11 protein-coding genes and 1 pseudogene are annotated in these 17,599 nt (G+C 61.4%); 5 read left to right on the plus strand and 7 right to left on the minus strand.

Annotation, left to right across the window (positions count from 1 at the left end; translation table 11 throughout):
* Positions 1 to 206: 206 nt before the first annotated feature.
* On the minus strand, positions 207 to 680 hold the full coding sequence (locus tag AB5Y47_RS04345) for a DUF4442 domain-containing protein (protein ID WP_010674883.1): 474 nt from the start codon (positions 678 to 680) through the stop codon (positions 207 to 209).
* Positions 681 to 1,247: 567 nt separating this feature from the next.
* Between AB5Y47_RS04345 and AB5Y47_RS04350 the strand changes: the two genes are divergently transcribed.
* Positions 1,248 to 2,291, plus strand: a complete 1,044-nt coding sequence (locus AB5Y47_RS04350; RefSeq protein WP_368219881.1) for a hypothetical protein — start codon at positions 1,248 to 1,250, stop codon at positions 2,289 to 2,291.
* 54 nt (positions 2,292 to 2,345) lie between these two features.
* Here AB5Y47_RS04350 and AB5Y47_RS04355 read toward each other — a convergent pair whose 3' ends face one another.
* The 3 genes from AB5Y47_RS04355 to AB5Y47_RS04365 all read right to left on the minus strand — a co-directional run bounded on the left by AB5Y47_RS04355 (position 2,346) and on the right by AB5Y47_RS04365 (position 8,881).
* The gene (locus AB5Y47_RS04355; RefSeq protein ID WP_368219883.1) at positions 2,346 to 4,097 is read right to left on the minus strand and encodes an ABC transporter transmembrane domain-containing protein; all 1,752 of its coding nucleotides are present in this window, start codon (positions 4,095 to 4,097) and stop codon (positions 2,346 to 2,348) included.
* A gap of 109 nt (positions 4,098 to 4,206) precedes the next feature.
* Positions 4,207 to 5,943, minus strand: a complete 1,737-nt coding sequence (locus AB5Y47_RS04360; RefSeq protein ID WP_103243058.1) for an ABC transporter transmembrane domain-containing protein — start codon at positions 5,941 to 5,943, stop codon at positions 4,207 to 4,209.
* Positions 5,944 to 6,082: 139 nt separating this feature from the next.
* The gene (locus tag AB5Y47_RS04365; RefSeq protein ID WP_045524566.1) at positions 6,083 to 8,881 is read right to left on the minus strand and encodes a response regulator; all 2,799 of its coding nucleotides are present in this window, start codon (positions 8,879 to 8,881) and stop codon (positions 6,083 to 6,085) included.
* Positions 8,882 to 9,034: 153 nt separating this feature from the next.
* On the opposite strand from AB5Y47_RS04365, the pseudogene trxC reads away from it, so the two are divergent.
* From trxC to AB5Y47_RS04380, 3 genes and pseudogenes are all read left to right on the plus strand, one after another.
* Positions 9,035 to 9,477: pseudogene (gene trxC, locus AB5Y47_RS04370) on the plus strand (thioredoxin TrxC).
* A gap of 154 nt (positions 9,478 to 9,631) precedes the next feature.
* Positions 9,632 to 11,020: a DASS family sodium-coupled anion symporter gene (locus tag AB5Y47_RS04375; protein ID WP_043155181.1), complete on the plus strand. Its 1,389-nt coding sequence runs from the start codon at positions 9,632 to 9,634 to the stop codon at positions 11,018 to 11,020.
* A gap of 201 nt (positions 11,021 to 11,221) precedes the next feature.
* The gene (locus AB5Y47_RS04380; RefSeq protein ID WP_368219885.1) at positions 11,222 to 11,788 is read left to right on the plus strand and encodes a cytochrome b/b6 domain-containing protein; all 567 of its coding nucleotides are present in this window, start codon (positions 11,222 to 11,224) and stop codon (positions 11,786 to 11,788) included.
* Between the two features lie 64 nt (positions 11,789 to 11,852).
* Here the strand turns inward: AB5Y47_RS04380 and AB5Y47_RS04385 are convergent, their stop codons facing one another.
* Complete coding sequence (locus AB5Y47_RS04385; protein ID WP_045524561.1) at positions 11,853 to 14,327, minus strand: glycogen/starch/alpha-glucan phosphorylase; 2,475 nt, start codon at positions 14,325 to 14,327, stop codon at positions 11,853 to 11,855.
* A 393-nt stretch (positions 14,328 to 14,720) separates the two neighbouring features.
* Complete coding sequence (locus tag AB5Y47_RS04390) at positions 14,721 to 14,918, minus strand: DUF4250 domain-containing protein (RefSeq protein WP_005323525.1); 198 nt, start codon at positions 14,916 to 14,918, stop codon at positions 14,721 to 14,723.
* A 234-nt stretch (positions 14,919 to 15,152) separates the two neighbouring features.
* Between AB5Y47_RS04390 and AB5Y47_RS04395 the strand changes: the two genes are divergently transcribed.
* A complete protein-coding gene (locus AB5Y47_RS04395; protein WP_201888295.1) occupies positions 15,153 to 15,632 on the plus strand; it encodes a cell division inhibitor in 480 nt (159 codons plus the stop codon).
* Between the two features lie 354 nt (positions 15,633 to 15,986).
* Here the strand turns inward: AB5Y47_RS04395 and AB5Y47_RS04400 are convergent, their stop codons facing one another.
* Positions 15,987 to 17,510, minus strand: a complete 1,524-nt coding sequence (locus AB5Y47_RS04400; protein ID WP_010674897.1) for a fumarate hydratase — start codon at positions 17,508 to 17,510, stop codon at positions 15,987 to 15,989.
* Positions 17,511 to 17,599 lie beyond the last annotated feature (89 nt).

Consider the following 17,599-nt stretch of genomic DNA (forward strand, 5'->3'; position numbering starts at 1 on the left):
AACTTCAACGGCATGAAGGTCGTGGTGAAGGAAGGCGTCAGCCCCGAGATCCTCTGATCCTGACGCCCTGCCACGCAAGCGCTACCCAGCACAGTGGCCGAGCGGGCGGTCAACTTCAACGGCATGAAGGTGGTCGGGAAGGAAGGGATCAATCCCGAGATCCTCTGATCCCGGCTTGAACAAGGGCGCCAAGCGCCCTCTGGCCTTCAGCTGGCCTTGATGGAGAGGGTCAGCACGAAGCGGGCCATGGCCTCGTCGCCGTTGCGCGATGGGCAGGTGGCTACCACCTGGATGGGACGGTTGATGCGCTGGCCGCTCGCCAGGGACTCGTCGATCATGGCATCGATAAGCTCCCCCGCCGCGCAATCAAACTGCACGTCCCCCTCCGGGCGCTTCAAAAACTCCCCCTGCACATCCTTGAAGGCAAAATGCACCTTCTTGCGCCGCGCCCGCCCCTTCTCCATGACCAGGAGCCCTCCCACCAGGTCGGCACCGGTGGCGAGCGCCCCGAAATACATGCTGCCCAGGTGGTTGCGGGTGCGCCAGCCCAGCGGAATGCGGATGCGCAGCGCCCTGGCGTCCATCTGCTCGATGACGGGGGCACAAAAACCAATGACGGGAATGTAGCGCCAGGCGAACAGACGCAGGGCGAGGTTGGCTTTGAGGCGTTGCAGGTCCATTGCAAACTGATCCGATGAGTGAATGTGACGCAAATGTTGCCAGCCTGCTTCCCGATAGACAAGCCTCCCGTGCCATCCCTGTGAGCGGACCCCCAAAGGGTATTTGCAAAATTCATGCAATGGCCAGGTTCTATTTGTCTGGCAAATGATAAAACCGGCCTTTCCTGACCCCGGGTCGCCCCTCTCTTTCCCCTTTTTCCGATTTTTTTCAAGGTCCCGCCCCGGATGACGGGACCATGACAGCCATATCCGAATGAAACACAACGAGAAATACTCCCCGTCAGGGGGCTAGCCCAGGATCCCGCCCCCGCCACTGGGATAATTCGCAGTAACCAAACCCCCTCTCCCTCGCTAGGCTGTTGCTGGCCCGGAAGTAGCCACTCGGCACCGGGTCAACCCGTCTACCAATCTCACCATAAGGATAGAGAGATGAGTCACGTGCAACAGTTGTTCAACGGGGGCGAGAGCGCCGGTACTTTCTAGCTCAACTTCAACAACAACCGTGCCTACGAGCTGTTTGGCCGGGAGTACCTCAAGTGCTATGCCAACCTCAGCGCCAAGGGGAAGATGAGCAAGCCCCTGCCCACCGGGCCGCTGAGCTACACCGTCGACTTCGCCATGGATTGCGGCTGCAGTTCGGTGCTGTTTGACTTCAACCTCGCCTACAAGAAGACCTTCGGCAACCAGTTGCAGGCCCCCCTGTGGCGCGAGTCGGACTACGAGGCCGAGCTGGTGCTCTGCCAGCTGGTGCGCGAGGCACCGGCCAACCGCCTGAGCAACCATGATCAGTTTGCCGAGGCCGAGGCCTTCTTCAACGACGTCAATCTGCCCGACACCGTCCGGGCGGTGGGCAATGATCCCTATGCCGACAAGGACGGTCTGGTGGAGTTCATCGTGGCCAACGAGCTGCTGGACGATCCCGCCGTCATGGCCAAGCTGGCGGAACAGAAGGCCTACCTCATCGCCATCACCTCCGTGGTCACCGCCTACATCAACCGTTACGCCGAAGCCTATGGCGAGCAGTACAAGACGGACGCGGATCTCTGGGCCAGGGCCCTCTCCAAGATCCCCCTGATGGGGCCGAGCAAGATCGATCAGCAGAGCTACAGCCGCCACATCAAGGGGCTCAGCATCGCCACCGACTTCATCAACTTCATCATGGACGTGGTGGTGAGCCAGGGCACCACGGCGCTGGCCAGCTTCAACAAGTTCCTGCAAAAGCAGGGGGATGCCATCCGCTTCGGGGTGGAGAACAACAAGGACTTCTACAAGACCATCACGGTGGGGGTCACTGTGGAAGTGTTCAAGGTGGGCAACGAGCTGGTCTATGTGCCGAAGATCAAGCAGTACCGCGTCAACTTCGACCGCCAGAACAGCAAGTTCACCTCCGCTTGTGCCAGCGCCGAGTTCGTCGACATCTACTTCAACTACCTCTATGCCGCCAACGTGTTCGACTACGAGGCCCTCAAGGACCCCGAGATCAAGCGCGACTTCGACAACTTCATCCAGAAGCAGCGCAAGGCACAAATTGAAGAAGCGGATACCTTCTTCAACGATGACTTCCCGCCCCTGGAGCCCAAGCAGGTCAGCCGCAGCAAGGCCACGGTGTAACCCCGCCAGTCAAAAAAACAGCCGGCAGATGCCGGCTGTTTTTTTAGGTGGGCCTCAGGCCCGTTTCTCTTCAAGCCAGGCCCCCTGGCTCTGCATCTCGAACAGCTGGGCATAATGTCCCCCCAGCGCCATCAGCTCGCCGTGGGTACCGCGCTCGCTCACCCACCCGCGGGAGAGCAGCAGGATTTCATCGGCATCCACAATGGTGGAGAGACGGTGGGCGATGGCGATGGTGGTGCGGCCACGGCGCGCCGCCGAGAGCGCCTGGGAGAGGGCGAGCTCGGTCTGGGAGTCCACGCTCGCGGTCGCCTCGTCCAGGATGAGGATGCGCGGATCCCCCACCAGGGCGCGGGCAAAGGAGAGCAGCTGGCGCTGGCCGGCGGAGAGGTTCTTGCCCCCCTCCTCCATCAGGGTGGCCAGGCCATCGGGCAGGCGGCGCACGAAATCGGCTAGCTGCACCTCCTCCAGGGCCTGCCAGAGCCGCCCATCCTCGATGCCGTCACGCCCAAGGCGCAGGTTCTCGGCCAGGGTGCCGACGAAGATGAAGGGATCCTGCTGCACCAGGCCGATGCAGCGGCGCACCGCCGAGAGGGCCAGGCCGTTCATGGGGTGATCATCGAAGTGGATGCTCCCCCGATCCAGGGGGTAGAAACCCATCAGCAGGCTGATGATGGTGGACTTGCCGCTGCCGGTGTGGCCCACCAGCGCCAGCATCTGGCCCGGCCGGGTGGCAAAGCTCACATCTTGCAGTACCTGCTGCTCCCCGTCGTAGGAGAAGCCCACCCCGTCGAAGCGTACCCGTCCCTCCAGGGGGCGCACCTCCCCGTCGGTGCTCTCGCGGGTTTCATCGAGCAGGGCGAACACCCGCTCCCCCGCCACCATGGCCTGCTGCAACTGGTTGAGCTGGTTGGTCATCTCGATGAGGGGCTCGATCATCCGCCCCAGATAGCTGATGAAGGCGTAAAGCACCCCCACCTGGATGGCCCCCGCCGTGCTCAGCCCCTCGTGGGCAAACAGGGCCAGCAGGCCGATGAGCACCATCATGTAGAAGAGATCGATGAGGGGGCGCAGCAGGATGCCGTTGATCTTGAGGCTCTTGATCCGCGCCTGCCAGTGCTGCTGGTTCACCCCGGCAAAGGCATTGGCGAAGTGGCGCTCCTGCACCATTGCCTGGATCACCGGCATCCCCTGCAACGACTCGTTGAGACGGCTGTTGATGTCGGAGAGCAAGGATCGGGTCGCCCGCACCACGGGCACGCTCAGTTTCTGGTAGAGCCACATCACGGCCCCCACCGCCGGCAGCAGGGTGGCGCACACCAGCATCAGGCGCAGATCCAGCAGCGCCATGGAGAGCAGAATGCCGCACAGGAGCACCACTTTTTGCACCAGAAGCCCTATCACCTGGACATAGAGGTTCATGATCGCCTCGGTGTCGTTGGTGATGCGGGAGATGAGGGATCCCGAGCGGTGCTTGTCGAAATAGCGGGCAGGCAGGCGGATGGCGGTGGCGAACACCTGCTCGCGCAGACGCTGTACCACCGCCTGGGCGATGCGGTTGAAGCGCAGGGATTGCAGATAGAAGCCGGCCGCCGACAACACCTGCAGCCCCAGATAACCGGCGGCAAGGGCGGCGATGATGCCCCACTCCAGCCGGCGCGGCGCCAGGTAGTCATCGATGAAGAGCTTGATGAGCAAGGGGCCCGCCACCTCGGCGCCGGTGGCGAGCAGCAGGCAGATGCCCGCCTGCACCAGCCAGCGGGGGTAGCTGGCGCAGTAGGCGAGCAGCCGTTTGATGGTTGGATTCACAGACTTGCCTCCAGCGCAACGTTCCACGGGAATTGACTCTCTTTGCTCCCCTCTCCGCTCGCGGGAGTCGGGAGAGGGGTGAGGGGTGCCTGGGGTCTTGTCATCCTGTTCACAGGCTCTCCTCCACGTCCTGCTCCAGGCGCTGGTAGCGGACCATGTCCGCGTACCAGCCGTTCCTGGCCATCAGGGTCTCGTGACGGCCCCGCTCGCTGATCGCGCCCTGCTCCAGCACCAGGATCTCGTCCGCCTGCTCCACCGCCGTCATGCGGTGGCTCACCAGCACCAGGGTGCGCTTGTGGACCTTGAGGGCCAGCAGGATCTGCTGCTCGGTGTGGGCATCCACCGCCGAGAGGGCGTCATCCAGCACCAGGATAGGGGCATCCAGCAGCAGGGCGCGGGCGATGGCCAGACGCTGCTTCTGACCGCCGGAGAGGGTCACCCCCTTTTCTCCCACCTCGGTTTCATACCCTTTGGGGAAGCGACTGATGTCGTCGTGCACGCAGGCGATGCGCGCCACCCGCTCAATCTCCTCCCGGCTCGCCTCGGGGCGGCCCAGGGCGATGTTGGCCGCGATGGTGGTGGAGAACAGAAACGGCTCCTGGGGCACATAGGCAAACTGGCTGCGCAGCTCACCCAGCGACAGTTGCGAGATGGGCACCTCCCCCATGCGGATCTCCCCGGCCGTGGGGTTGGCCAGGCGCATCAGCAGCTTGAGCAGGGAGCTCTTGCCTGCCCCGGTGCGTCCCACTATCCCCAGCATGGCGCCAGCCTGCAGGGTGACATCCACCCCCTGCAACAGGGTGCGCTGCTCCAACCGGTAGCCCAGCCCCTGCACCCCCAGGGGAAAGGCCGAGGCCAGCGCAACGGGATGGGCCGGCTCCTCGATGTCGCTGCGCTCCCCCAGCAGGCTTTCGATGCGCGAGTAGGCGGCGCTGCCCCGCTCGATGATGTTGAACAGCCAGGCGATGGCGAACATGGGCCAGATGAGCTGGCCGAGGTACATGGTGAAGCTGGTGAGCTCCCCCAGAGTCAGCTTGTCTTGCAGCACCAGGGCGCTGCCCCCTGCGACCGCCAGAAAATAGGAGCAGCCGATGCACAGGTAAATCACGGGGTCGAACTTGGCGTCGATGCGGGCCACCGCCATGTTGCGCTCCCCCGCCTGACGGGTCAGCTCGGCAAAGCCCTCGTCCTCCAGGGATTCGACCGCGTAGGATTTGAGCACCCGCACCCCGGAGAGGGCCTCCTGGGTCTTGTTGTTGAGGCGGGAGAAGGCCCCCTGCGCCGCCTTGAACTCCTTGTAGATCTGGGTCCCGAAGCGGTTCATGAAGAAAGCCATCACCGGCAGGGGCAGCAGGGAGAGCAGGGTCAGCTGCCAGGAGTACTGGCTGCACATGATGGAGAGCACCAGGATGCCGACGATGAAGGAGTCCACCAGGGTCAGCACCCCTTCCCCTGCGGTCATCTCCACCGCCTGGATGTCGTTGGTGGCGTGGGCCATCAGATCACCGGTGCGGTGGCGCTGGTAGAAATCCGGGCTCATGCGGGTGAAGTGGCTGAACAGCCGGTTGCGCAGCACGTAGGCGAGCCGGTAGGAGGCACCGAACAGCATGACCCGCCACACGTAGCGCAGCAGGTAGATAAGCAGTCCCAGGCCAAAAAGCCCCGCCAGATAGCCGGTCAGGGTGCCGCTGTCCAGGTCACCCTTGGCGATGCCATCCACCACCCAGCCCACCACCTTGGGGGGGATCACGGTCAACAGGGCCACCAGCATCAGCAGGGAGATGGCCACCAGATAACGCCGCCACTGATCCTTGAAAAACCAGCCAAGCCGCAAAAATACGCTCACAGAGAAGTCCTTGGTCGCGGCGCGCTGCCGCGTGATCATGAAGAGAAGCTCAATACAATCGCCCCCTGGCGGGGGCGAACGAGTGGGTCATCATAGCCTGAAGCGGGTGACTTGAGAACGATTGCTAACTTCCCCTCCCTCACAGCCGCTTGTCGGGGGGCGAGAACGGGAAGGCGACCGACTCCTGCTGCTCCCCGGTAAGCAGGAAGTGGGAGACCTCCTCCCGGGTCTGGGTAAAGACCTGCTGCAACTGGTTGAGCTCCCCCTCGCTCAGCTCCTCCTGCAGCCGCAGCCGCCACTCCAGTTCCCCGGCCAGCAGTTGCAGGCGGGAAGCGGAGATGTTGGCCGAGACCCCCTTCAGGGTATGCAGCAAGCGGCACGCCACTTCGGGCTGCTGGCGACGCAGGGCGGTGCGGATGTCCCACAGATCGTCCTTGTGCTCGGAGAGGAACAGCTTGAAGAGGATCTGCAGCGCCTCCCTGTCATGCTCCAGCCGGCGCAGGGCATCCTCCAGATCCAGCACGCCCATGAGGGCCGGCGGCTTGACCTCGATGGGCACCTTGGGTTCCCCGCCGCTGCTCTTCACCCATTGCAGCAGGTTGTTGTAGAGATCGAGCTTGCTCACCGGCTTGGTGACATAGCCGTTCATGCCGACGCCAAGGCAGCGCTCCCTGTCCCCCGGCATGGCGCTGGCGGTGAGGGCGATGATGGGCACATCGTGCTTGTCCACCATCTTGCGGATCTGGCGGGTGGCATCCAGCCCGTCCAGCACCGGCATCTGCAGATCCATCAGGATGACGTCAAACGGCTGCTCCGCCACCTGCTCCACCGCCTCGCGGCCGTTGTCCACCACGGTGACCTTGGCCTCCACCCGACGCAGGTACTCCAGAATGAGCTGCTGGTTGACCCGGTTGTCCTCGGCCAGCAGCACCCGGGTACCGCGCAGCAGCTCCCGGAACTGCTGCTGATCCCCCTGGGCCTCCGCCTGGCGGACCTTGCTGTCATGGGAGCTGCCGTTGAGCAGTTCGTCCACCTTGGCCAGCAAGGCGTTTTCGGTCATGGGCTTGGCCAGGAAATGGGTCAGTCCCATGCTCTCCATCCGCCCGTGCAGCCCCTCCCTGGACCAGGCGCTGGTCATCAGGACAGGCAGGCGCCGCCACTGGCTGTGCTGGTACATCTCGAGGGCCAAGTCCAGCCCATCCTCCTGACCCATGCGCCAGTCGAGGATGGCGAGGCGGATGTGATGCCCCTCTTCCCGCAGCACCTGACGGGCGCGGGAGAGGCTGTTGACCGTGATGACGGACGCCCCCGCCCGCCCCAGGATGTCCTTGGCCAGTTCCAGCACCAGCTCGTTGTCATCCATCATCAGGATCAGGGGCTGGTGATCGAAGAAGACCCGGCGACCCGAGACCCCGTACACCGCCTGGGAGATGGGGATCTCGAACAGGAAGGTGGAGCCCACCCCGGGCTTGCTCTGCACGGTGATCTCCCCGCCCATCAGCCCCACCAGGCGCTGGGAGATGTTGAGGCCAAGCCCGGAGCCGCCATATTTGCGGGTATTGCCCGCCTCCAGCTGGGTAAAGGGCTGGAACAGCTGGGCCTGCTTCTCCGGGGCGATGCCGATACCGGTATCCCGCACGCTGAAACAGACCCGCATGGGATGCTGGCTGGTGAGGGTGATGGCCACCTCCACCTCGCCCCGCTCGGTGAACTTGATGGCATTGTTCACCAGGTTGACCAGTACCTGACCGAGGCGCAGCGGATCCCCGCGCAGAAAGTCGGGCACGGCGGGAGACTTGTTGATGATGACCTCGATGTGCTTGCGCTCCGCCAGATCCGCGAACATGGCGGCGAGGGAGTCGAGCTGCTCGCTGAGATCGAAGTCGATCTCCTCCAGGGTCAGCTTGCCGGACTCCACCTTGGTGAGATCCAGAATGTCGTTGATGAGCAGCAGCAAGGTGTCCGACGAGGATTTGATCTTGTTGAGATAGTCCCGCTGCTGGGGATCCAGACTGGTTTGCAGTGCCAGGGCGCTGAAGCCGATGATGGCATTCATGGGGGTGCGGATCTCGTGGCTCATGTTGGCCAGGAAGTCGCTCTTGGCCTGGGCCAGCAGCGCGGCATGGCGAGAGAGCTCGCTCAGCTTCTGGTTGCGACGCCACAGGGTCGCGGCCACCAGCGAGAAGCAGAGCAGCGCCCCCCCCAGCACCATCAGGTAGAAGCGGCTCTTGAGGGAGGAGGCCCGCTCCAGCTTGCTCTGCTTCCAGGCGGGCAGTGAGCTCAGCCCCTTCATCTCCACCACCTGATTGCGCAGGCGATGGTACTCCATCACCTGCTGATTGAACTCCTGGCCCAGCCGGACGAGGGCCGCGACCCTCGGCTGCTCGCCATAGCGGTCAAGCAGGTGCTGCTGGAGTTGCAACAGTTGCCGCTGCTCGTTCTGATCCCAGCTGCGTCGGAGGTAGTGGTGCAGGCGCATGAGTTCGGTCAGGTCGCGGTACTGCGCCTCACCGACCGGCAGGGTGCCTTGCAACGCCTTGAGCTGGCCCTGGAAGCGGGGAGCCAGATACTCGATGGTCATCTCCATGGTGTAGAGCCTGGCGAGATCCAGCAGATAACCGTCGATGTCCCGCTGCAACGCCTGGGAGCCGGGGTCGTCCACCGACTCCGGATCCTCGTGCACCAGCCTGACGAATCTGTCCAGGTGACTGGAAAGCAGGCTCAGACGTTGCTGTACGCTGCCATCGCTGGCCTTCTCGCGCCCCAGCAGATAGACGGTATCGGTATTGACCCGATTGAGCACCATCTCAGCCGCCACGCTCAAATCGAAGGCACGCTGCTGCTGGCTGAGCAACTGCCAGCAATAGGCAGAAAAGCCCACCAGCGATACGATGATAAGGCCAAAGACAACACGATTGCCCCGTGCAACACTCTTCATCCCGTCTCGATTCTCATGTCATGGTCGGCCATCCGGTGACATCAGGTCACGGCCGGAGGCCAACTGTGAAAAACCACTGAGTGCTATGTTACCGTTAGTCGGCGCTCTGATTGCAATAAAGATGTTGCCGGGCCATGAAATAAGGAAGCAATTATGTCACTTGTCACCACCTATTGTAGCCAATGCTTTACCCGCAACCGCCTGCCTGTCGAAAAAGCAGACTCAAACGCGAAGTGTGGCCGCTGCCGTCACGCCCTCTTCGAACAAACCCCGGTGGCGGGGCGTCAGGCCAGCTTCGATGCCCTGATCCAGTCCGACATCCCGGTGGTGGTGGACTTTTGGGCAAGCTGGTGTGGCCCCTGCCTGCAGTTTGCCCCCGTCTTTCAGGAGGTCGCCCGGGAGCTTGAGCCCCGCCTTCGCTTCGTGAAACTCGATACCGAGCAGGAGGCCGCCATCGCAGGTCGCTATGGCATTCGCAGCATTCCTACCCCCTGATGGTCTTCCAGCGGGGGGAGATCCTGGCACAGCGCAGCGGCTCCCTGCCCAAGAGCCTGTTCAAGGAGTGGCTGCTCTCCTTCACCTCCCCCGTCAAATGAAAATAAAATGTTTCATTTCTGTTTGATTGAAGATCCATTTTCACTTGACTCTGTGAGTCGCCACATGATTTGACCATATCCCCCTGTTTCAAACAGGGGGATATATGTAACCTCGGCATCACAACAACAACCATAAATTAACCGAGAGAACGTTATGCACACATCGGCTGTACCTCCGACTCCCCCCTCACGCTGGCTGGACATCAAGTCCGGGATCGTCATCCTGGATCTGCTCCTGCTCTGCGCCATGCTGGCATGGCTCCCGTTTGACCCCATGGTCAACAAGGGGCTGGCCATCCTGATCTTCATCGCCATCCTCTGGCTGACCGAGGCGGTGAACATCACCATCACTGCCATCTCCATCCCGGTGCTCGCCACCCTGCTCGGGGTGTTCGACATGAGCAAGTCGCTGACCGACTTTGCCAACCCCGTCCTGTTCCTCTTCTTTGGCGGCTTTGCCCTCGCGGCAGCCCTCTCCAAGCAGGGACTCGACACCCAGATCGCCGGCAAGGTGATGCAGCTCGCCAAGGGACACCTGGGCTGGGCTTCCATCGTGCTCTTCACCATCACGGCCGCCCTCTCCATGTGGATCAGCAACACCGCAACCGCGGCCATGATGATGCCGCTGGCCCTCGGCATGCTGAAAGGGCTGGACGTTCACAAGGAGCGCCGCACCCTGGTCTTCGTGCTGCTTGGCGTCGCCTATAGCGCCAGCATCGGTGGCATCGGCACACTGGTGGGCAGCCCCCCCAATGCCATCGCCGCCGCCCAGATGGGCTTGGGCTTCACCGACTGGCTGGAGTTCGGCATCCCCGTGGTGATCATCTTCATGCCGGTAGGCATCGGCCTGCTCTATCTGGTCACCCGTCCTAATCTCTCCCACCAGGTCAGCACCGAGCAGGTCACCATCGAGTGGACAGGCCAGCGCAAGGTGACCCTGGCCATCTTCCTGACCACGGTGCTGCTGTGGATTGGATCCCAGCCTCTTGCCAAGGCGCTGGGCGGCATTCCCCAGTTCGATACCCTGATCGCCATGGGCGCCATCCTGGCCATCGCCGTCAGCCGGGTCGCCAGCTGGGATGACATCAACCAGAACACCGACTGGGGCGTGCTGCTGCTGTTCGGGGGTGGTCTCACCTTGAGCGCCATCCTCAAGCAGACCGGGGCCAACGCCTTCCTGGCGGAGCACCTCTCCAGCGGCCTCTCCTCCATGCCCATCTTCGTGATCCTGCTCTGCCTGGCCGCCTTCGTGGTGTTCCTGACCGAGCTGGTCTCCAACACCGCCACCGCCGCGCTGCTGGTGCCGCTGTTCGCCGGGGTGGCCGAGGCTCTGGGGGTCTCCCCCATCGTGGTCTCCGTCCTGATCGCCGTCGGCGCCTCCTGTGCCTTCATGCTGCCGGTGGCCACGCCCCCCAACGCCATCGTCTTCGCCAGCGGCCATATCCAGCAGCGGGAGATGATGCGGGCCGGCCTGGTACTGAACCTGGTGTTCACCGTCATCCTGACCATGCTGGCCTATTTCATGGGGGATATCCTCCACTGAGGTTCGCCCCCTAATGCCCCTCCAAGCCCCGCATCGCCGGGGCTTTTTCTCGCCCCGAAACCACCGCACTCCCTACCCGTGACATCACGGCGACATTAACTCGCACTTAAGAAATCACCTCCATGATGCTGACAACGGCCATCACGCAGCCATGGCTGACGATGGCGATGATCATGGACATCACGACAAGGGGATCTCCTCATGGGAAAGACGATGCAGAACAACCGTGAAATCATGGTATGGGATCCGGTGGTCAGGGGATTTCACTGGGCCACTGTGCTGTTGTGCGTGCTGAATCTCTTCATCCTTGAAGAGGGGGCGCGCAACCACCGCTATGCGGGATATGCGCTGGCCGGACTGCTGGCACTGCGCATCGTATGGGGTTTCATCGGCTCCTATCATGCCCGCTTCGCCCAGTGGCTGCCGACACCGATCGGCGTCATCACCTATCTCAAGGAGACGATCAAGGGGCGCCCCCCCTACTATGCCGGTCACAATCCTTTGGGGTCCTTGATGATACTGCTGCTGTTGACCTGCCTTGTCGGCACCGCCGCCAGCGGGATCATGACCGAATACGGGCCTCTCTCCGGCACCCATCGCATGGAAGAGATCCACGAGTTCTTTGCCAAGGGGCTGCAGGTGGCCATCTTCGTCCATGTACTGGCCGTCATCGCCCTGGATCGTCTGGTACGGGGCGATCTCGTCAGGGCGATGATCACCGGCAAGAAACGGGTGCCGGCGGACACCCGGGTGGTCGACAGGCCCTGAGCCTCTCTCAACCCGACAGATGAAAAAAAACCCCGCATCGCGGGGTTTTTCACTGGAGCAGACATCAGCCGACGCTGCAGCTCGTCAGTTTCCAGATCCGGTCTACGTAATCCTGGATGGAGCGGTCGGAGTTGAACTTGCCCATGGTGGCCGAGTTGATGATGGCCTTCTTCGCCCACAGGGCCGGATCCCGGTACCAGGCGTCGATCAGCTTGTGCGCCTCGGAGTAGGACTCGAAATCCGCCAGGGTCAGGTAAGGGTCTCCCCCTTCCAGCAAGGAGCGCTTGATGGAGGCCAGCTCCCCCGGGCGACCCGGCGTGAAGTAGTCGGTATCAAACCAGTCCAGCACGGCTTTCAGTTCGGAGTTGGCGTAGTAGAAGTCATACGGGTTGTAGCCGCGCGCCTTCAGGGACTTCACCTCGTCCACATTCAGACCGAAGATGGCGCAGTTCTCGGCACCTGCCTCTTCGGCGATCTCGATGTTGGCTCCATCCAGCGTCCCGATGGTGATGGCACCGTTCAGCGCCATCTTCATGTTGCCGGTACCGGATGCTTCGTAACCTGCGGTGGAGATCTGCTCGGAGACATCCGCCGCCGGGATCAGCTTCTCGGCGAGGCTCACGCGGTAGTTCGGCATGAACACCACTTTCAGCTTGCCCTGGATACGGGCGTCGTTGTTGACCCGCTCCGCCAGCTTGTTGATGGCGTAGATGATGTCCTTGGCCAGCTTGTAGCCGGGCGCCGCCTTGGAGCCGAAGATGAACACCCGCGGATGCATGTCATAGTCCGGGTTCGCCAGCAGGCGACGGTAGAGCGCCATGATGTGGATGAGGTTCAGCTGCTGGCGCTTGTACTCGTGCAGACGCTTGATCTGGACGTCGAAGATCGCCTCCGCGCTCACGTCGATGCCGGTTTCCGCCTTGATGACCTTGACCAGCTTCTCCTTGTTGTGGCGTTTGATGGTCATGAACTGCTGCTGGAACGCCTTGTCGTCGGCAAACTTCACCACGCTGCGCAGCTTGTCCAGTTGCAGCGGCCACTCCTTGCCCACCACCTCGTTGTAGAGTTCGGCCAGTTCCGGGTTGCAGGCCAGCAGCCAGCGACGGGGAGTCACGCCGTTGGTGACGTTGCACATCTTCTCGGGCCACAGCTCGGCATACTCGGGGAAGAGATCTTCCTTCACCAGCTTGGAGTGGATCTCGGCCACGCCGTTCACCTTGGAGGAGCCGATGACGCACAGGTTGCCCATGCGCACCTTGCGCACGTCACCCTCTTCGATGATGGAGAGCTTGGCCTTGATGGCATCGTTGCCCGGCCACTTGGGCTCCACCAGCTCGTTCAGGAAACGGGCGTTGATTTCGTAAATGATCTCGAGATGGCGCGGCAGCACCTTCTCGAACAGGCTGACGGACCACTTCTCCAGCGCTTCCGGCAGCAGGGTGTGGTTGGTGTAGGAGAAGACCTGATAGCAGATGCCCCAGGCGGTATCCCAGTTCAGCCCCTCTTCGTCCACCAGCACGCGCATCAGCTCGGGGATGGCCACGGTGGGGTGGGTATCGTTGAGCTGGATGGCGATTTGCGCGGCAAAGTTGCTGAAGTCACTGCCATGCACCCGCTTGTAGCGACGCATGATGTCCTTGATGGAGCAGGCGCAGAAGAAGTACTGCTGGATAAGGCGCAGCTCCTTTCCGGCGTCGGTCTCATCGTTCGGGTAGAGCACCTTGGAGATGGTCTCGGCCTGGGCCTTCTCGGCCTGGGAGTCGATATAACCACCGGCGTTGAACACGTCCCAGTCGAAGAACTCGGAGGCGCGGGATTCCCACAGACGCAGGATGTTGACGGTGTGACCACCGAAGCCGACCACCGGAATGTCCCAGGGCACCCCTTTGATCTTGCGACCGGCGTGCCACACCTTCTTCAGGCCACCCTTGTCACCAAAGACGGTCTCCACGTAGCCGTAGAGCGGGATCTCCTGCACCGATTCCGGGCGGCAGATCTCCCAGGGGTTGCCATATTCGCGCCAGGAGTCCGGACGCTCGATCTGGCGACCATCCTGGATCTCCTGACGGAACAGGCCGTGCTCGTAGTGGATGCCATAGCCCACCGCCGGGTAGTTCAGGGTGGCCAGGGAATCGATGAAGCAGGCAGCCAGACGACCCAGGCCGCCGTTGCCAAGGGCCATGTCAGGCTCTTGTTCGCAAAGATCGGTCAGTTCTAGACCGAGTTCACCCAGCGCCTCTTCACAGACTTTGTAGAGGGAGAGGTTGTGCAGGTTGTTGGAGGTCAAACGCCCCATCAAAAATTCAGCAGAGAGATAGTGAATCGCACGAGTATCTTTCTTGAAGTGAGTCTGCTGAGTACGGGTCAGGCGCTCGTACACCTGTTCATTGACGGCGGCAGCGGTCGCTTTCCACCAGGCATCCGGAGAGGCTTTCTGTTCGCTTGTACCCAAGGTAGAACGCAGGTGACGCACGATACTCGCCTTGAGCTGATCTTTATCCAGTTGGAGATCCTGGTCTGTCTTCTTCTTGGTAGCCATAAACCATTTTCCTTCGTTACAAATAAAAAATGTCATCCCATCGGGGGGACCGGCGCTGTTGTTATCTCAGAATATGCTCCGGCGGGGGCATACTAGCTAAAGCCAAGGGTTTAAAAGTTAACGTGAGTCACACTTTAACGCATAAAAATGACAGTTTTACCATGAAAACCCTTTCCTTGAGCCAGCCTGAATGAAATATAAATTTCGTTTTAAATCATAGCGATACAAGAAAACAAAAAAGATAGTTTCATGAATAGGTTTTCAATGATTGCCTGTGACTGAAAATACGTGAAAATAACCGTCAACACGGGAGAAATTGAAAGCGTTTTCAATTCACACCTCCTCGTCAGGTAATAAAAAGGATGCCCCAATCGGAGCACCCTTTGATTTCAATTAACCATGTGCCTTGAACTGATTGCTCATAGGGTCGTAGTGATACCCGATCTGTTGCAGACGGGTAGCCAGCTGATCTTCTGTCATGTCGTAGTAAGCCAGCAGCTCTTCAAGGCCATCACACTCCAGCCGCAGCTTCTCGTTGATGATCCCGAGCAGAATGTTCGCATCCAGTCGTTGCAAGGTACTAACGTCCATCTCGCTCCCTCCTCTCCCTATACAGGACTGTATAACCATGAGCGCCGACCCGAAGTTTGTCTACAGGTTAAAAAACATCCTGTATAAGGAAGATATAAATATCCTTTTTAATCATGCAGTTAAAGTCATCTCCTGTTAATCGGCTCACACTTTTAGCCACAAATGACTTGTCACTCCTTGCGAACAGAACTACTGTATGCGCATACAGCATGGTTATTCATACAGGAACGACATATGAGCCAGCCCCTGAATCTTTGCCCCCCCTCCTCCTCTGCCGGTCTGATCACCACCTGGCCCACTCGCCATCAGAGTAAGATGGGACAAGAGCAGCGGCGCGGCCCTCTCCATCAGGAAGCACCGCTGCTCGATGCCCTGGGGCAACTGAGTCAGTCCGACAGTGGCTGGATCCTGCTCGTCGCCCCGCCAGGTCTGCCCGCCGCCGCGCAATTGCAGGCCAGAGGGATCAATCCTGCCAGGGTGCTTGTCGTGCACGCCCCCAAGATCAAAAACTGGCAGCGCCTGCTGGAGCAGAGCCTGATCAATGGTCACTGTGCCGCCGTGCTGACCTGGCTGCCCGAACAGGTCGCCCTGGACCGGAGCACATTGAGCACCCTGGGCCAGCGAGCCGGTGTCCTGACCCGCTTCTTCGAGCCCTCAACCCCTCTGGGTGGGGCACTGAGTTACGGCGGCCAGGATGTCTACCTGAACCACTGATCGCCCCTTCGGCGTGACAGCCAATGCGCCGGCATTGCCCACCGGGTTATCCAGGCTTCCGACCCGGGATGCCATGGCGACAAAGACAAAGCAGCACAGCAGCACAGCAGCACAGCAGCACAGCAGCACAGCAGCACAGCAGCACAGCAGCACAGCAGCACAGCAGCACAGCAGCACAGCAGCACAGCAGCACAGCAGCACAGCAGCACAGCAGCACAGCAGCACAGCAGCAGTAAATTAGCTCAGGCCCAGACCGTCAAATGAGGCCCGCAAAAAAGGCGACCCGAAGGTCGCCTTTCAACATGCTGCTGTACGGGGGCTAATCGCTCTCCGTTTGCATCGAAGTCCGATTGATCAAGCCAGCTTGGTCTCCAGCTCGGCAATCTTGGCGGACCAGTAGGCCGGGCCGGTCTCGTGGATGTTGTTGCCCTGGGAGTCGACCGCCACGGTGACCGGCATGTCTTCCACCTCGAACTCGTAGATGGCCTCCATCCCCAGATCGGCAAAGGCCACCACGCGCGCCTTCTTGATGGCTTTCGCCACCAGATAGGCGGCGCCGCCCACCGCCATCAGGTAGACAGCCTGGTGCTGCTTGATGCTCTCGACCGTCTTGGGGCCGCGCTCGGACTTGCCGATCATGCCGATGAGGCCGGTTTCTCCCAGCATCATGTCGGTGAATTTGTCCATCCGGGTGGACGTGGTGGGGCCAGCCGGGCCGACCACCTCGTCACGTACCGCATCGACCGGGCCCACGTAATAGATGAAGCGGTTGGTGAAATCGACCCCTTCGGGCAGTCCTTCACCTTTTTTCAGCATGTCGGCGATGCGCTTGTGGGCGGCGTCGCGGCCGGTCAGGATCTTGCCGGAGAGCAGCACGGTATCGCCGCTCTTCCAGCTGGCAAGCTCTGCCTTGGTGATACCATCCACGTTGACCCGGCGCACATTGCCACCGGACTCACGGGTGATCTCCGGCCAGTCTTCCAGCCTGGGGGGTGTCAGCTCCGCCGGGCCGGAGCCATCGAGTTCGAAATGCACGTGACGGGTGGCGGCGCAGTTGGGGATCATCACCACGGGCTTGGAGGCGGCGTGAGTCGGTGCGGATTTCACCTTCACATCCAGCACCGTGGTCAGGCCGCCCAGCCCCTGGGCACCGATCCCGAGCTTGTTGACCTTGTCATAGAGCTCGACCCTCAGCTTCTCTTCGGTGGTCTCGGGACCACGGGCAATCAGCTCCTGGATGTCGATGTGCTCCATCAGAGCTTCCTTGGCGAGCACCGCCGCCTTCTCGGCGGTGCCGCCGATGCCGATGCCGAGCATGCCGGGCGGGCACCAGCCAGCCCCCATGGTCGGCACCGTCTTGAGCACCCACTCCACGATGTCGTCGGAGGGATTGAGCATCACCATCTTCGATTTGTTTTCGGAGCCGCCGCCCTTGGCCGCGATACTCACTTCCACCTTGTTGCCCGGGATCATGTCGATGTGCACGACAGCGGGGGCATTGTCTTTGGTGTTCTTGCGGCTGCCGGCCGGATCCGCCAGCACGGAGGCGCGCAGCGGGTTGTCCGGATTGGTATAGGCGCGGCGGGTGCCCTCATCCACCATCTCCTGGACCGTCATGTCGCTGTCCCACTGTACCTGCATGCCGATCTTGACGAAGCAGGTGACGATACCGGTATCCTGACAGAGCGGGCGATGACCTTCGGCAGACATGCGGGAGTTGATCAGGATCTGGGCCAGGGCATCCTTGGCGGCCGGGTTGATCTCGCGGTCATAGGCGGCCTTGGCGGCCTGCACGAAATCGAGGGGGTGGTAGAAGGAGATGTACTGCAGGGCGTCAGCAATGGAATCGATAAAGTCCTGTTTTCTAATGATGCTCATATCATCCTCACTGGTCCTTGTTATCGCTTGCGCGAGCAAGGGCTTCCATATGAGCCGGGCCTTCGGCAGGTGGCAAATGCACCTGGAGC

This window comes from Aeromonas sp. R7-2 (genome assembly GCF_040908105.1).
GTDB classification, from domain to species: domain Bacteria; phylum Pseudomonadota; class Gammaproteobacteria; order Enterobacterales; family Aeromonadaceae; genus Aeromonas; species Aeromonas caviae.